At 42.8% G+C, this 15,859-nt stretch carries 18 protein-coding genes and 2 tRNA genes; 7 read left to right on the forward strand and 13 right to left on the reverse strand.

What is annotated here, in order from left to right; genetic code table 11:
* Positions 1 to 652 precede the first annotated feature (652 nt).
* The 3 genes from AC5JL8_RS35850 (at position 653) to AC5JL8_RS35860 (ending at position 3,153) form a co-directional block, all read left to right on the forward strand.
* Entirely contained in the window at positions 653 to 1,369 is a 717-nt protein-coding gene (locus tag AC5JL8_RS35850; protein ID WP_495884450.1) for a biliverdin-producing heme oxygenase, read from the forward strand.
* A gap of 219 nt (positions 1,370 to 1,588) precedes the next feature.
* On the forward strand, positions 1,589 to 2,629 hold the full coding sequence (cobW, locus tag AC5JL8_RS35855; protein ID WP_495884451.1) for a cobalamin biosynthesis protein CobW: 1,041 nt from the start codon (positions 1,589 to 1,591) through the stop codon (positions 2,627 to 2,629).
* Positions 2,630 to 2,670: 41 nt separating this feature from the next.
* Entirely contained in the window at positions 2,671 to 3,153 is a 483-nt protein-coding gene (locus AC5JL8_RS35860; RefSeq protein ID WP_495884452.1) for an ABA4-like family protein, read from the forward strand.
* A 110-nt stretch (positions 3,154 to 3,263) separates the two neighbouring features.
* On the opposite strand, the gene AC5JL8_RS35865 is transcribed toward AC5JL8_RS35860, so the two are convergent.
* The 5 genes from AC5JL8_RS35865 to AC5JL8_RS35885 all read right to left on the reverse strand — a co-directional run bounded on the left by AC5JL8_RS35865 (position 3,264) and on the right by AC5JL8_RS35885 (position 4,926).
* Positions 3,264 to 3,473 (reverse strand): acetyltransferase, encoded by a 210-nt coding sequence (locus AC5JL8_RS35865; protein ID WP_495884453.1) that lies wholly within the window; start codon positions 3,471 to 3,473, stop codon positions 3,264 to 3,266.
* 167 nt (positions 3,474 to 3,640) lie between these two features.
* The gene (locus AC5JL8_RS35870; protein ID WP_495884454.1) at positions 3,641 to 3,859 is read right to left on the reverse strand and encodes a hypothetical protein; all 219 of its coding nucleotides are present in this window, start codon (positions 3,857 to 3,859) and stop codon (positions 3,641 to 3,643) included.
* Between the two features lie 63 nt (positions 3,860 to 3,922).
* Positions 3,923 to 4,231 carry a DUF3181 family protein gene (locus AC5JL8_RS35875; protein WP_495884455.1) on the reverse strand — a complete coding sequence of 103 codons (309 nt, stop codon included), beginning with the start codon at positions 4,229 to 4,231 and terminating at the stop codon, positions 3,923 to 3,925.
* Positions 4,232 to 4,351: 120 nt separating this feature from the next.
* The gene (locus AC5JL8_RS35880; RefSeq protein ID WP_495884456.1) at positions 4,352 to 4,609 is read right to left on the reverse strand and encodes a hypothetical protein; all 258 of its coding nucleotides are present in this window, start codon (positions 4,607 to 4,609) and stop codon (positions 4,352 to 4,354) included.
* A complete protein-coding gene (locus AC5JL8_RS35885; RefSeq protein WP_495884457.1) occupies positions 4,552 to 4,926 on the reverse strand; it encodes a hypothetical protein in 375 nt (124 codons plus the stop codon). The genes AC5JL8_RS35880 and AC5JL8_RS35885 overlap by 58 nt, the downstream gene beginning before the upstream one ends.
* A 417-nt stretch (positions 4,927 to 5,343) precedes the next feature.
* On the opposite strand from AC5JL8_RS35885, the gene AC5JL8_RS35890 reads away from it, so the two are divergent.
* On the forward strand, positions 5,344 to 5,541 hold the full coding sequence (locus AC5JL8_RS35890) for a DUF2795 domain-containing protein (protein WP_495884458.1): 198 nt from the start codon (positions 5,344 to 5,346) through the stop codon (positions 5,539 to 5,541).
* Position 5,542: 1 nt separating this feature from the next.
* Here the strand turns inward: AC5JL8_RS35890 and moaC are convergent, their stop codons facing one another.
* Positions 5,543 to 6,052, reverse strand: coding sequence for a cyclic pyranopterin monophosphate synthase MoaC (gene moaC / locus AC5JL8_RS35895; protein WP_495884459.1), 510 nt, complete (start codon positions 6,050 to 6,052; stop codon positions 5,543 to 5,545).
* Between the two features lie 34 nt (positions 6,053 to 6,086).
* On the opposite strand from moaC, the gene AC5JL8_RS35900 reads away from it, so the two are divergent.
* Positions 6,087 to 6,160: transfer RNA gene (locus AC5JL8_RS35900), tRNA-Arg, on the forward strand.
* A gap of 45 nt (positions 6,161 to 6,205) precedes the next feature.
* On the opposite strand, the gene AC5JL8_RS35905 is transcribed toward AC5JL8_RS35900, so the two are convergent.
* From AC5JL8_RS35905 to AC5JL8_RS35915, 3 genes are read right to left on the reverse strand one after another with little or no spacing between them, the layout of a single operon-like run.
* The gene (locus tag AC5JL8_RS35905) at positions 6,206 to 7,438 is read right to left on the reverse strand and encodes an MFS transporter (protein ID WP_495884460.1); all 1,233 of its coding nucleotides are present in this window, start codon (positions 7,436 to 7,438) and stop codon (positions 6,206 to 6,208) included.
* Positions 7,439 to 7,483: 45 nt separating this feature from the next.
* Positions 7,484 to 8,497 carry a glycosyltransferase family 2 protein gene (locus tag AC5JL8_RS35910; RefSeq protein WP_495884461.1) on the reverse strand — a complete coding sequence of 338 codons (1,014 nt, stop codon included), beginning with the start codon at positions 8,495 to 8,497 and terminating at the stop codon, positions 7,484 to 7,486.
* 14 nt (positions 8,498 to 8,511) lie between these two features.
* Entirely contained in the window at positions 8,512 to 9,240 is a 729-nt protein-coding gene (locus AC5JL8_RS35915) for a C40 family peptidase (protein WP_495884462.1), read from the reverse strand.
* A gap of 22 nt (positions 9,241 to 9,262) precedes the next feature.
* Here AC5JL8_RS35915 and AC5JL8_RS35920 point away from each other — a divergent pair, with 22 nt between their 5' ends.
* Positions 9,263 to 10,201, forward strand: coding sequence for a serine hydrolase (locus tag AC5JL8_RS35920; protein ID WP_495884463.1), 939 nt, complete (start codon positions 9,263 to 9,265; stop codon positions 10,199 to 10,201).
* 380 nt (positions 10,202 to 10,581) lie between these two features.
* The gene (locus tag AC5JL8_RS35925; RefSeq protein WP_495884464.1) at positions 10,582 to 11,415 is read left to right on the forward strand and encodes a hypothetical protein; all 834 of its coding nucleotides are present in this window, start codon (positions 10,582 to 10,584) and stop codon (positions 11,413 to 11,415) included.
* A gap of 124 nt (positions 11,416 to 11,539) precedes the next feature.
* Here the strand turns inward: AC5JL8_RS35925 and AC5JL8_RS35930 are convergent, their stop codons facing one another.
* The 4 genes from AC5JL8_RS35930 to pds form a co-directional block, all read right to left on the reverse strand.
* A complete protein-coding gene (locus AC5JL8_RS35930; RefSeq protein WP_495884465.1) occupies positions 11,540 to 12,856 on the reverse strand; it encodes an ABC transporter substrate-binding protein in 1,317 nt (438 codons plus the stop codon).
* A 286-nt stretch (positions 12,857 to 13,142) separates the two neighbouring features.
* Positions 13,143 to 13,234, reverse strand: a tRNA-Ser gene (locus AC5JL8_RS35935).
* 230 nt (positions 13,235 to 13,464) lie between these two features.
* Positions 13,465 to 14,397 (reverse strand): 15-cis-phytoene synthase CrtB, encoded by a 933-nt coding sequence (crtB, locus tag AC5JL8_RS35940; protein WP_495884466.1) that lies wholly within the window; start codon positions 14,395 to 14,397, stop codon positions 13,465 to 13,467.
* On the reverse strand, positions 14,381 to 15,820 hold the full coding sequence (pds, locus tag AC5JL8_RS35945) for a 15-cis-phytoene desaturase (protein ID WP_495884467.1): 1,440 nt from the start codon (positions 15,818 to 15,820) through the stop codon (positions 14,381 to 14,383). Before pds ends, crtB begins: the two co-directional genes overlap by 17 nt.
* Positions 15,821 to 15,859: the final 39 nt, after the last annotated feature.

Here is a 15,859-nt window from a genome sequence, read left to right on the forward strand (position 1 = left end):
CTCAATAGTTCTAATTGGTGAAGTAACTAAGTGTAGATAAACATCAGCGTGAGATTTGCCAGTAGATATACCTGCTCTTCGCTTTTCATTGACAGTTATTAAGGGTTTTTTACGTTTATTTCTACCCACCAACTTCACTATAAACTTGTTTTTCAAGGCAGGCATTGATTCTAAGAAGACTGTTTTTGCGTAAAATTACTTATAAATATTTGTAGTTAATTGTAAAGATTGTCTAAGTTTGGCATTTTCTCAAAAGTCAGAAATCGTCTTTGCAAATATCGCTATCCATGAAGATGTTTATGACTTCGTTTGATGCTAACGGATAACTAATAGCACTTTACAATGTGTCCGAGAATGAATAAACTATAAAAAGTCATTAATTTTAGCTTTTTTAGCAAATTAATGAGTTATTTGGTCAAAAATAATCATCTAATCGCAAATTAGCTAATGCAAATAAAAATCCAAATTTAGGTTACAGAGATTTTATATTCTTAGGCGTTTTGCCATGTCAAAAATTACAACCCGTAAGAGCTTAAAAATTTTTAATATAAATTCTCATCAAATAGTTCTAATGTAACGTTTTAATGGCCTTTTTTAGCCGTTAGTAAATCAAAACTGCGGCAGTTGACCTTTTAAAGTAGAGAAATTTAGCATGAGTAGCAATTTAGCAAGCAAATTGCGTGTAGGCACTAAAAAAGCTCACACAATGGCAGAGAACGTCGGTTTTGTCAAGTGCTTTTTAAAAGGGGTAGTAGAAAAAAGCTCCTACCGAAAGCTAGTTGGTAACTTCTACTTCATCTACTCAGCTATGGAAGAGGAGATGGAAAAGCACCGTAACCATCCAATTCTTGCCAAAATTAACTTTCCTCAGCTGAACCGCAAGCATACCTTAGAAGAAGACTTGAGTTACTACTATGGTTTCAACTGGCGGGAGCAAGTTCAACTATCTCCTGCTGGGGAAGCTTATGTGCAGCGCATCCGAGAATTATCTGCAACCGAACCAGAGTTATTAATTGCACATTCTTACACCCGTTACTTAGGCGATTTATCTGGAGGACAAATTCTCAAAAACATTGCTGTAACGGCGATGAACCTTTCAGAAGGTCAAGGTACAGCCTTCTATGAATTTGCAGAGATTACCGACGAGAAGGAATTTAAAGCTAAATATCGTCAAGCTTTGGATGAATTGCCTATTGATGAAGCTACAGCCGATCGCATAGTTGATGAAGCTAACGCTGCTTTTGGCATGAACATGAAGATGTTCCAAGAATTAGAAGGTAATTTGATCAAAGCGATCGGTGTAATGCTGTACAACACCCTCACACGGCGGCGTACACGTGGTAGCACTGAACTCGCTACCGTCGAGTAAATTATTGTAAGTTAATTTTTTGTCAATTTTAGGGGCAATTTCCCTGGGGTCTCCTGAGTAAAATGAGGCGATCGCAAGGAAGTTGCCCCTACTGTTGCAGCTTGTTAAGAGCTTCTATTGCGTGCTATTTCAAAGTTTTAGCGAAACCAGTTGCGGCAATATCATAAATTGATTATAGAGTTACAAACAATTGCCTTAGTGCAAAATCTCGATTAAACAATGGCTACAAAAATTCCTGTCACAGTAATCACAGGCTTCTTAGGCAGTGGTAAAACCAGCCTAATTCGCCACCTGCTACAAAACAACCAAGGCCGCCGGATTGCGGTTTTAGTTAATGAATTTGGTGAACTTGGTATTGATGGCGAATTGCTGAAATCTTGTCAAATTTGTCCCGAAGATGGCGATAGCGGGGGTAATATTTTTGAGTTGACAAACGGTTGCTTATGCTGCACGGTGCAGGAAGAATTTTTCCCCACAATGCAAGAGTTACTGAAGCGGCGGGACAGCATCGATTGCATTGTGATTGAAACTTCGGGTTTAGCCTTACCAAAACCCCTAGTAAAAGCTTTTCGCTGGCAGGAAATTCGTGCTGGTGCAACCGTGGATGCTGTGATTACCGTTGTAGATTGTGCAGCGGTAGCAGCGGGGACATTTGCCAGCGATCTAGAAGCGATCGCAGCGCAGCGGCAAGCAGATGATAGCCTAGAACACGAAACACCCTTACAAGAACTTTTTGAAGACCAACTTGCTTGTGCAGACTTGGTGGTGTTGAATAAAACTGACTTGGTGGATGCCAAGACAAAAGCCCAAGTTGAGGAGTTAGTTAAGCAAGAGTTGCCCAGAGTTGTGAAGATTGTCGAGAGCGATCGCGGTCAACTTGACCCATCTATATTACTGGGATTTCAAGCCGCAGTTGAAGATAACTTAGATAGTCGTCCTAGCCATCATGATACCGAAGAAGACCACGACCACGACGAAGAGATTACCTCAACTCACCTCATTTTAGACCGTGCCTTTGACCCAGAAAAACTGCAACAACAGTTGCAAATACTGGCAAACCAACAAGAGATTTATCGAATTAAAGGCTTTGTAGTCGTACCAAATAAACCCATGCGCCTAGTAATGCAAGGTGTAGGAAACCGATTTGATAAATTTTATGATCGCCCCTGGCAACCAGAAGAAGCAAAGCTAACCCGTTTAGTTTTTATTGGTCGTGATTTGAAAACCGCGGAAATAGAATCACAACTGGTAGCTTTATGAGTAAATTATGAATGATAATATTTATCATTCATAATTTCACTATGACTCTTAGTCAACTGTTTAATGCTGCCAATCTTTTTGTTTTGCCCTTTTGGGCTTTGATGATTCTCCTGCCAAATTGGAAAGTAACAAGGCGGGTAATGGAATCCTATCTACCCTTTGTGCTTTTAGCTGGGGCATATTTGTATTTGTTCATTAACAGCATTACCCCAGAAAATGCCCAAGCTTTATCAAATCCCCAGTTAGCAGATATTGCACGATTTTTTGCAGATGAAAAAGCTGCTGCAACTGGTTGGATTCATTTTTTGGTAATGGATTTGTTTGTAGGTCGTTGGATATATTGGGAAGGGCAGAAAACAGGTATTTGGACAATTCATTCCCTTGCCCTATGTTTATTTGCTGGGCCGTTGGGAGTTTTGTCTCACATCTTGACTTACTGGATCACTAAGATATTTTTCCCCAACTTTCAGCAAGATGAAACAGCGAAGGTAGCAGAAAATTCTGCATCATCAACTAGTGCTTAGTTATATATAAATACAACCCTCGAACACATAGGTAAATATGTTCGAGGAAATTTGTAAGGGGTAATTGGAGAAATTGAATTACTCCTTATCTAATTTGAAAAACTCTAAAGTTAAGAGTTTCTGTAGTTGGCATCTAACCAACAACGTGGTAGCTTCTCTCCAGAAGGAAATACCAGATTTTCTTTTTTAAATGTATCAGATTCTTGTTCTTCTTGACCTTCTTGTTCTTTTCCGTGAACAACGTCGATATTGGGATCAATTAGTTCCTGAACATCGATAATTTTTACTAAATCATCACTATCTTTGAGTTGTAAAAGCATAAAGTTAACCTCCGTAAGTTTACATGGAAATTTGAAACGAGGTGAAGATAATCTCGCCTAAGCTTGAATTAATACAAATGGTTGAAGCACCTTAGTTTTGGTAAATACCCAATTTTTAGCGTTAACTATCAACCATTACTTAAATTCTCCATCCAACAAAGTAATCCTTACTTACCAGATTGTTGAACTAATTTTTTAAACCGCATATATGCTTCTTCTGGTGTCAGCGGTTCTGATTCATTTTCGTTCGGAATGTAGTATTGTCTGCTATCAGAAAAATAACGCACTACAAAACTTGGTATTAAACCCAACTTTAAAGCTTTTTTACCCAGTTGTTCTGCTGTTTCCGCTAGAGTATATTCATCATGAAACTGATACGTGGTCATGTTATTGACCTCCTAAAAGAACATCGCCCAAAAAGCAATTTTGAATACTTTAAAGTGGAGAAATTAAATTTGGCTTTGATATTTCTCTAAAATATCTACCAGATTAACCTGACATTGCAGAGGTAGTAAATCGATTAAAGGAAGTTCTTTTCTCCCACCACCAATCTTTACTGGAATAGATTCCAAAAGTTCTATAACTCGGTCTTCAGTTACACCATTAGAACTTATCAAAGGATAAACTTTTTCAGCAACGACTGTATGCAGCTTGGCATCAGATAAATAAAGATGCCACTTAGCAATGTCTATATAGACGTTTTCGCCTATTTCAGCTGCTAGGGCTTCCAGTAATTCTGTGGTGTTAGTCTTAGCCATAAAAATAACCCTATATCAACAAAGAGCGCGAACTCTCAGGCTATTTAACATTATGGCTCAATTAGCTAGGCTAACTCTACAGCCCCAGGTTACAATCGCCCCAGCATTAGTAGTCCCTCTTCAGGTGGATTCGGGTGGCGTCTCGGAGTAATTGGCGATCGCGGCAATATAAATAAAATGCACCAACAGTAATACTATCCAGCTTACTGTCAACCAAGGCAGCCACTCCCAGGTAGCTGCTTTCAGATTATGGAAAAACCACAGCCCAGAATTAATCGTAGCTGCGATCGCCACGTGCAAGGCAAAATTCATTCGGTCATCTATCTTGCGGTAAGCTGGGTCTTTGCGATCGGGTTTGGTAGGCCAACGAGGAGGCATAAATATTTGTTACAAATTTCAACACACTTAATTATTCTAAGATTGTTAGGGCTGTAGTTACTATTAGTCCAGACAATACGGCAAATAAATTTTCCTTGACACTGAACAGCATTGATCAGATGACTATCTTGCTCTACAAAACGCTCTGCATCTAAACTTGATAGTTTTTCGGCTTGTAGCGCGCAGGGGTTCGCTCCTTGAAGGTGCGATCGCTCCCATGCTTGATAAATTGGCGATCGCAACAGATTCATAGGAATTGCACCAGTAAATTTATATACGCGTCCTGCTCCAAATCCATCACTATATAGAGAGGACATGGCCTTAATCCCAATTCACAGTTATCAGTGTGGTCTAATAAATCTCGTCTTTTTTAAATCTTTTTATCTGTGACAGTTGTGACAGTATTTAAATCAGATACTATAACATTGAGTAACTGATTAGTTTTACTTAAAACTTAAAATTCCAGATTATTTTAATATTGTTAGTTAACAAACTATTGCTGATCTATAAATTGGTTTCTGCCATTATTTAATAGTAAATAAATTACAAAGGTTGTTAAAAATAGATTTTGAAAATGAATTTTTGATTATTAGAAAGTATCTAATATAAAAATTGTTACATCAATCGATTGGCTGACTCTAAATATTTATAAGTTAAAAATGTTTCCTCTGTTTGATCGAGGGATTCAAGAAATCCACTTGTGAAAATCGAAATGAACTTTGGAGGTGGATAAAATGGCTAAAGCTAACCCAATTTCAGTACAAAAATACTTGAAAGGTGTTGACTATCCCGCTACCACAGAAGAATTGATTCAACACGCTCAAGAGCAAGGCGCTGATGAGGAAGTGCTATCAATCTTAGAGCAATTACCCGAAGATGAAGAATTTGAAAGCCCAACCGAGCTCAGCGAAGCCATAGGCGAGCTTGAGTAGGCTATAGTTCAGGCGGGGAATAATCTCCTGATTTCCCGCCAGTTTTACTAATTAACCGAATCGATTCAATTTGAATCGACTTTTCCAAAGCTTTTGCCATATCGTAAAGAGTAAGAGCCGCAATAGAAACGGCGGTTAAGACTTCCATCTCTACACCAGTTTCGGCTTTGGTTTTGACGGTGGCCTGAATTTGATAGCCGGGTAGTTGCGGTTCGGGTATTACCTCGACTTCAACTTTTTGCAATGGTAGGGGATGACATAGAGGAATTAAAGAAGCTGTCTGTTTAGCTGCCATAATCCCAGCTATTCTAGCAGTTCCTAACACATCACCTTTTGGGGCATTTCCGGCTTGAATAGCAGCGAAGGTTTCTGGTAGCATTCGCACCTGTGCGGCGGCTACAGCTTGGCGAATCGTGGCGGCTTTCTCAGACACATCCACCATTTGGGCCTGTCCTTGCCGATCTAGATGAGTTAAGTTGGCAGAATTAGATTGAAAATTGTCTTGCATCATTTTGAGATAACGTGTTAATATAATTTTCTTGTAAGGGCGTGTAGCTCAGTGGACTAGAGCACGTGGCTACGGACCACGGTGTCGGGGGTTCGAATCCCTCCTCGCCCGTTAATGAAGAATATTGAGAGATATAAATAATTGTATCTCTCAATATCAAGATTTATTTAGGGCATAAGCATCTCGCCCACGGCCAAGAGCAAAACGCAGAGAATCTGACAGGTTTCTGCTGCACTGAGTCAGGAAAATCAGCAGTGCCAGAACAGTTAAACCAGCGCAGTAAGCAAACATATTACGGTAGCCGACTTGTTCAGCTACAGAACCCAGAACAGGGCCAGCGATCACAATTCCTACATCTAAACCCATAATACAGATAGAAAATACTCGTCCCCTTTCTTGCGGCAGTGCCCGATCCGCAACCACTGTAGAAACCATCGGCATCAGGATACCAGAACCAGCCCCCTCCAAAAATCCTGCTATTAAGAAAATATTCGCGCTGTTAGCTTTCCATAGCAAAATCATGGATACAGCATAAATCACGAGGCTGAGGGTAATAAACAAACCTCGACCGTAGCGATCGCTAGCTTTACCACTGAAAAATCGGACGCTAAAACTAGCAAGTGCGCCAACTGTATAAAACAAGCCTGGGTTTAAATTTACCTGAGCAGATTTGATAAATAAAGGCACAAAGGTGTGCAAAGTCCCAAAAACCAAGCCAATCAGTAACATGACTGTTGCTAGAACTCTCACTCTCGGACTAAATAACAGTTGCCAAAATTTGCGATCGTTACTGTTAACTCGGTGCTGCTTTTGGATTGGTGGATTGACAATCGGGACAAGACACAATAAACCGACCCCAGCCAATCCCGCAGCTAACAAAAATAACAGCGTGTAACCAGTCGCAGCTTGTAAATATCCTCCTAATGCTGGCCCAATGGCTGCACCAATCGGAGTTACCAAACTCATATAGCCAATGATTTCACCACGATTTTTTTCTGGGGCCAAGTCTGCTACCAGTGCTAAATAACCTGTGGTAAAAGCAGCGATACTGATACCATGAAAGGCACGCAGCACGATTAACTCAGGAATTGATTTGGCTACTAAGTAACCAAGCGGTGCGATCGCATTGACCAGCATCCCGATCAGCAAGACAATTTTACGTCCTCGGTTATCTGCCAACCGCCCAAATAAAGAACGAAATAGCAACATACCAATTGCAAAACTGCCTAGCACAATTCCAATTTGTTGGTTGGTTGCACCCAACTCTTCCATGTAGAGCGGTAGCGTTGGTAATAGAGAACCTAAACTAGACCAGAATAATAAACCTGCTGTGAATAACGCCAGCAGGTTACGTCGTAGTTGGGAACCAAAGAAGTGAAGGACTTTCAAGGCTGATGCAATTGAAGACTAATGTGTTTTATTCCTATTGTTACGTTAGTTAACACTTTTAGCTACCACCTCCCGCACTCGATAGATGGGTCTTCCTTGGGATTCATGGTAGGTACGCATCAATAACTCTGCCAAAAGGCCAAAGGAAAATAGCTGCACCCCGGTTACCAATAGCAGAACCGCTAAAATCAGCAATGGGCGATTGCCAATCATCTCGCCTAAAACTAATTTGACAAAAGTTAAGTAAATTCCGATGATTGTCCCTGTAACCATTGAAAATAAGCCCAAAAGCCCAAAAACGTGCATTGGGCGTGTGAGGAACTTTTTCATAAAGGAAATGGTTAACAAATCCATCATTACCCGGAAAGTCCGCGATAACCCATACTTACTTCGGCCAAAGCGCCGGGGATGGTGACGCACGGGTATTTCTGTAATTCTTGCTCCTTCGATATAAGCTAGGGCAGGTAAAAATCGATGCAGTTCCCCATATAAATTCATATCGGCCAACACTTCTGCACGATAGGCTTTTAGGGAACAGCCATAGTCATGTAATTTCACACCAGTGATGTTGCCAATCAGCCAGTTGGCAATTTTAGAAGGAAGTAACCGCGACAGTGCTGCATCTTGCCGTTTATGTCGCCAACCACTGACCAAATCGTAACCTTCCTCCAGTTTTGCCAATAATATGGGTATATCAGCAGGGTCATTTTGTAAGTCAGCATCTAAAGTGACGATCGCTTTACCTAAAGCATGGTTAAACCCGGCTGACATTGCCGCAGTTTGGCCGTAGTTACGCCGCAGAATCACCGCTTTTAAATCACTGCGGGTTTGTGCTTGTTGCTTGAGAAATTCGGCAGAACCATCAGTTGAACCGTCATCCACACAAATAATTTCGTAACTCAGCTGACTGGCGCTAATAGTAGAAGCGATCGCCTCCAGCAACAGCGGCAAACTTTCCACTTCATCACGCACCGGTACTACCACTGAAATATCTAGGACAGTTGATACAATTGCCCCATTTTCCCCAGCCGTTTTTTCAGGAACCAGCCCACTCCTCATATTCCTCCGCATCCTCAGCGTCTCTGTGGTTCGTAACTCTTCACAACTCTGCCAGCACCGCGCAGTTGCTGATAATATGACCGACTAACCTCATCTCCCTGTTCCGTGAGGCGGTCAATTCCAATACCGTTTCGTCCTTTATCTTTTCCAGAACTATGGATATAGTAACCATCTCCCAAATGCAAACCTACGTGAGTTGCTTTTTGGGGAGTTCCAAAAAATATTAGATCTCCAGGTTCTAATTGCGCGATGCCTTCGGCAACCCGAAACGGGAACGCAATTGGTTGAGTAAAAGCTTCCTGTTGATAGGCATCTCTAGGTAACCAAATACCCACCGAGACAAACGCAGCTTGCATCAATCCAGAACAGTCGTAATTTGGCCCGACCGTACCACCCCAAAGATAATAGTTAGATTGTTGCATCGCTTTGTGCGTGAAGGCGATTACCTTCGGTAGCAGTTTTTTAATTTCAGATTCAGAAAATATTGCAGCTCGATAAGGTAAAGTAGCTCTTTGTAATAAACTCACATCAGCAAGGGATAACCAACCAGGGTAATCATCTTCACACAAATACACCTCAACAGCCGCATCCTGATAATTTGATGTTACCCGTAGATGTCGCCCAACTGAGGCTTGAGTTGCCAAGCGCGTACATTCAGCAGAATCATATATGTTGAGGTCAGCGAGGCAATCGTACTCAGCCGCTTGGAGATTTTGAATTGGGGATTTTAGATTAGAGACCATTCTGCAAGGTTAATAACTAACAATGATTTTCTTTCACAAAGACGAACAACTCGAAAAACTTGGATCAGACATATTAAAGGCAACTTGGGCAGAATTTCCTACCTTAGCCCGTAATCAAATTGCTCTGACTTGGATTGTCTACGATCCGCCTGTACTAGTAAATACTGGTGGTGCTTTAACTCCCAATGCTTTTTGGAACCATGCTGTCCGTGGTTTTACTTATCGTGGTGTTGAGCGGATTTATCCTGCGAGTGTAGTGAAATTATTTTATCTAGTGGCAATCCACGAATGGCTAGAAAAAGGCATGACTCAAACTTCTAAGGAGTTGGAGAGAGCCATACGCGATATGATTGTGGACTCCAGCAATGATGCTACTAGCTTGGTTATGGATGTTCTCAGTGGAACCACCTCAGGGCCAGAGTTACCGCCAGGGCCATTTGAAACCTGGAAGTTTCAACGCCATATTGTTAACCGCTATTATCAGTCTTTAGGCTGGGAAGAAATGGAGACGATTAACGCCTGTCAAAAGGCTTGGGGTGATGGCCCTTATGGTAGGGAGAGGGCGTTTTATGGGGAAATGCTAGACAATCGCAATATGCTGACGACCAATGCGATCGCTAGATTATTACATAGTATTGTTGGTGGGGTGGCAGTTTCGAGTGGGCGATCGCAACAAATGATGGCTTTGCTCAAACGTAGCCTCAACCCTGATGATTTGCCCACTGATGTAGAAGAAGATCAGGTAACAGGCTTTTTGGGCGGTGGACTTCCCCAAAATGCCCAACTTTGGTCAAAAGCAGGTTGGACAAGTCAAGTGCGCCATGATGCAGCATACATTGAAATACCAGATCAACATCCCTACCTTTTAGTGGTATTTACTGAAGGCAAAGCAAATGCTAAAAATAGGGATATTTTGCCCTTGATTTCAAAGCTAGTTACTGAAGCAGTTGGTAGCCTCTAACGCTAACTGAAGTTATATTTTCTCCTGAGGCTTGCAGAAATCAGTTAGTTCCCTAAATTCAAAACATCAGCGTTAAAAAGCGATATTTATCTAGGCTGAAGCCAGGGCTTTGTTTTTGCGCGACTACTCAGGCTACGTTAGATATAGAGGCTTTTTATTATTACCAAGTAATATAACGCTATTTTTTGAAATTATTGCCATCCATCAACTTCAGGATATTTTGTATAGATTTTTGGTGTGGAATCTTAAGGAACTCCGTCAATTACAGGATGTGAGAATTAATTTTTTCGTGCTAAAAAATGGTTGAGTGTTGCCAAGATTTCTTGCTCAACACAAAAAATCGTTTATCTATGTGTGGTAATTTTCTGTTAGGAGTGAATGTGAATACTATTTTTCTTCGTAAAGCAGTTTTTTGTCTGCCAACTTTAGCAACTCTAGCAGTTCTAGGTAATGGCTTCTCCGCTGTTGCCCAAACAGTAGATACCTCAAGCAATCAGCAGATCAGCGAAACTTCTGCAACTGTAGTGTCTCCCAATCAATTAAGTACTGAAGTAGAGGCTACCAGCCAAAACCTTCCTGGTGGAATAAATCAATATTCGACACTAGAGAAGCAGTTCCCTAACGCTGCTCACCAGGAAACTGCTAGTCGAATAGTTACACCTATTCCAGGTACAGTAGCAACCTCATCTGTGGCATTTGATTCCCAATACTCAGAAGCTACATCACAACAACCTACTTCACAACCATCTGCACCCGAAGTGGCGCAAGCGGATATTGATTTAGGTAGAACTACCCGTGGTGGCAGAAGCTATCTTGGCCTTGCTGCCAACATTGGTTTGAGTGGTAGTGACTCAGGTTTAGCTGACGGGAACTTTGCGATCATCAGCAAAGTGGGGATAACAAATGCTTTATCAGTGCGGCCATCAGCAATACTGGGAGACAACACCGTAATTTTAGTTCCCCTTACCTATGACTTCTCTTTCCAACAGGTAGCAGATCCATTTAGCGAACCGTTACCGATTGCGCCTTATGTAGGAGTAGGTGCAGCCTTTAAAACTGGCGATAACTCTGAAGCAGCCTTTTTAGTATCTGGTGGTGTCGATTTCCCTCTCAATTCTCAATTTACGGCTACAGCTGCTGTAAATGCCGGATTCTTTAACAATACCGATATTGGTTTGTTGGTAGGAGTCGGTTACAACTTCACTGGCTTCTAAAAACTTAAAGGTTATAGGCTGGGGAGCTAAGTGCGGAGTAATGAAGTGCTGAGTGCTAAGTAACAATTTCTCTCCTTGTCCCCGTGTCTCCCAGTCCCCAATCCCCAGCCCCAGCCCTTAGTCCCTACTTGGGGCTAACTTTGTCAATCACCTTGATTTGTCCATCTTCTCCTACCGTCCAGACATCGTAGACACCCACAACATCGCCATTTGCGTCAACGTCTACGTTACCGCTGGCTCCTTGGTAGTTAATTTTTTTACCTTCTTTAAGTAACTTCAACCCCTCACAGACATCGGTAACTTCTGTACCAGTCCCACTGGAAACTTCACGAATTTTGTTGGCAATGCCAACGCCTGTATTTTCCTTAGCGGCTTGTGCAGCTAATACCAGCAGTGCAGCTGCGTCCCAAGCTTGAGGTGCATATTCACCAGGTGAACCGCCCTTTTTCTCTTTCCACAGCTTATTGAAACCTTCTAAAGCCTTACCATCAGAACCAGGGACTGTACCGATCGCTCCGGTTAAAATATATTTGCCGTCGCTACCTTTGCCAACTTGCTCAGGAAAAGTAGGTGCTTTCACGCCATCGGTAAGTAGAATTTGCACTCCCTTAGTTAAGCCTTGTTGATAGGCAGCTTTGAGGAACAAACTGCCAGTCTCGGCATATAGCACCGCCAGTACTGCATCTGGTTTACCAGCAAAAGCAGCAGCGGCTTCGGTGTCAAATGTCTGAGCTTTGGGGTCGTAGCGGACAGGTCTGTTTTTATTAACTACAGTTCCACCCAATTTTTCAAAAGTTTGTACAAATGCTTTTTCAAAACCAACGCCATAGTCGTTATTAATTACAACTGTAGAAACTCGCTTAAATCCTTTTTTATTAGCAAGTTGGGCTAAAGCTAGTGCTTGGTAGGTATCGGGGGGAGCAGTACGGGCCCAAAAGCCATTAAAGTCACCTTTTTGGGCTTTTTCGGTAAATACAGGGCTGGTGCTACCAGGGGAAACCAGCATTACTTTATTAGGTGTGGCTACTGAGACGGCGGCAGTAGAAACACTGCTAGCAAAGGAACCTACTACACCAGCAACCTTATCCAGAGTTGCCAGTTTGGTCATACCAGCTGCACCTGCTTTGGGATCGGTTTGATCGTCTACTGGCACTAAAGTTACTGGTTCACCATTGACTCCGCCACAGGCATTGACTGTCTCAACGAGCAAGGGAACTGAACCCACCATCTGCTGTCCGATGGAAGCCAAGTCGCCAGTTGTTGGAAGTAGGGAACCAATTTTTAACCCCTTGGCACTGCTAGTTGTGTTTGCTGCTGGGGCCGCAGAAACTCCAGTGCTACCTGTGGTATTGGTTGTAGTAGTATCACTGCAAGCGCCTAAAAAGACCCCTGTTGCTAGGGTAGCCACACTGAGGGCTAAGGCTGTACTAATTCTTTGCATAAATTACTTTCGCTCCTCTAATCTTCAGGAGCCTGAAAGTAAGACTCAAACTAGATTTTCAGGTTAGGTTGATCTTATACAGACTCCAAAGGATAAATAATAGCATCCTGCTGAAGATATAGATGTACAAGCCTCTATATTAATACCTATACCTAAAGACCTATTTTTTAAAGGGGTATACAAATTCTTTATCCACAATTGTAGAAACAATTGTAAAAAGGTTAGTTTTCGTCAGTGATGAGATCTACTTTCCATTATTCATCACTTAGCTAAATGCTTTGAAAAACGGAGAGGGAGGGATTCGAACCCTCGGTACGGAGTTGCCTGCCGTACAACAGATTAGCAATCTGCCGCTTTCGACCACTCAGCCACCTCTCCTGGGTCACGAATAACAATATTAGCTGATATGTTGTGAAAAGTCAAATACTTTTTAGTCAGCTGAGTAGTGAGTGCTGAGTAGTGAGTGCTGAGTGAATAGAGTAATGAATCTTTTGGTCAGTACTCGTCGTTACTCCTTACTCAACACTGTCTTAGCATCTGGTATATGCCCCGCTCCTTGTGGGCGCGGTTTTTTAACTCAGGACTCAGCACTTTTAACTCAGGACTCTTCATAGTACTTGCGATCGCATCCAAGCCAGTGGCAATGTGCGTATTTTTTTCCACTGAGGGACATAGGCACGCTGACTGAAAACATCATAATTGTTGCGTTCAATCACATCCAAAATTTGTCCATACAGCATCGAAGCCGCCCACACAGGCCAACGGGCATCAGTTGCTAGGCAAGTAATTCCCCTTTCTGCCTGTGTATAGAATTGGCGCGCTCGGTCTATTTGAAAGCGCATTAGTGCTTGCCAGCGATCGTCTACTACACCTTTGAAGAAGTCTTGCTCAGTGTAATTGAACCGCGTCAAGTCCTCTAGAGGAATGTAGATGCGTCCACGCTGGGCATCCTCCCCCACATCTCGCAGGATGTTGGTAAGTTGATTGGCTATTCCCAGAGCGATCGCTTCTTCGGTGGGAATATATGGTTGTTGTTTCTGATGCCAGGGAGCTGTGTTTTTGGAGGTATCCACGCCCATAACTGCTGTTGACATCAAGCCTACAGTGCCAGCGACGCGATAACAGTAAAGGTATAGCTCTTCAAAAGTTTCGTAGCGACTGCGATATAAGTCCATGCGCTGACCGGCAATCATATCCCGAAAGGGTTGAATGTCTATCGGGAACTGTTGCAAGGCATCAACTAAAGCCACATCGAAATTTTCTACTGGACGTCCTGCGAAAATTGATTCTAGGCGCTGCTCCCATAGGTCTAGGGTTTCTGGTGTGGTAATAGCAGCAGCAGGGCCGTCCACTAATTCATCTGTACGGCGACACCAAGCATAAATTGCCCAAATAGCTCGACGCTTTACAGCACTCATCAGTAAAGTGCCCAGATAAAAAGTCTTGGCATACTTTTGTGTGAGATGCCGACAAAGTTGATAGGACTCGTCCACAGAGACCAGCGTTTTCATGCGCGGGGGGGAATCAGGCAGTTGCAGCATTCGTTGCAGGCGATCGGGTTAGCGTTTGCAGGTTTGAGGCATTTGCCACTGGCAGTGATTCACAAATCGCCTGCGCTGTCAGCTTACCAGAAAGTACGGCCCCTTCCATACTGCCTAAGTAGCGTTGCATGGTGTAACTCCCACTGAGAAAAAAGTTGGCTATGGGAGTTTTTTGGGACGGACGATACTGTTGACGACCTGGGGTCGCTTTGTAAACTGAACGCGGCGTTTTCACCACATGAGATTTCAGCAATTTTGCGGGATTGTCTCCCCCAAAGTGGTCGGGGAAGAGTTTTTCCAACTCGGTCATAGTTGCAGCAACGATTTCCTCGTCGGATTTGTTAATCCAATCTTTGGCTGGAGCCAGAACTAGTTCCAGCATTGAGCGATTAGGATCAGCATATCCACGACAAGTATTGCTCATATCAGCATAAACGCTGAGGAGGGGCGATCGCGAAAATAGCAAATGATCAATATCTGTTAATTTCCGATCAAACCATAAATGCAGGTTAATTACTGGTACGCCTTCTAAACCTTCTAGCTTCTGGAAAAACTCCATTTGCTTCCAAGGTTCTGGCAACATGACTTTCAACGGGTCAACTGACATAGCTGACACGTAAAAATCTGCTGTAATAACTTCATCTGGTTCCTCATTTAACCCACGCAGCAAGAACCCTTTTACTGTACCATCCGGGTTGAGCAAAATCTCTTTCAAGGGAGCGTTGAGTCTTACTTCTCCACCACGTTCGGTGATGTAATCTACGATAGGTTGGCAAAGCCGTTCTGTGGGAGAACCATCTAAAAAGGCTATTTTGGAGCCATATCGTTCTTGCAGAAAGCGATTTAGTGCAGTTAATAAAATTGTTGACGAAACTTCATCAGGATTGATAAAAGTAAGCGCCTTAGAAGCAGCAATAAACACGTCACTTGCTACCCGTTCACCAACACCTTGCCTTTTCAACCACTCTAAGAAGCTGTACTTGTCCATCTCCTCGACATACTTCTGGCCGCGAACTATCGCTGGAAGTAGGCCAATCGCGAAGCGAATCTTCTGCTCCCAAGTCAACATATCGTTGTTGCGAAGAATCGACGCTATCACGTTGAAAGGAGATGGAATATCTGGAACATCAAAACGTGAGAGTGTTCCTGGCTTCTCCGGTTGATTAAAAATCAGTGTATGCTCTTTCCACTGGAGTCTGTCTTCAATGCCCAACTCTTTGAGCAACTGGAGCATATTGGGATATGCCCCAAAGAAGGCGTGTAACCCAGTTTCGTACCAGTCGCCGTCAGAGTCTTTCCACGCCGCAACAAGGCCACCCAATACGTCCCGACGCTCCAAGACAATGGGAGTATGACCTGCGTCTGTGAGATATTTCGCGCAGGAAAGTCCTGCTAGACCAGCGCCCGCGATCGCTACTCGCATTTAACCCTACTATTCTTCAATATTTCTTAATCGTTTTGC

The sequence above is a fragment of the Mojavia sp. genome (assembly GCF_059505145.1).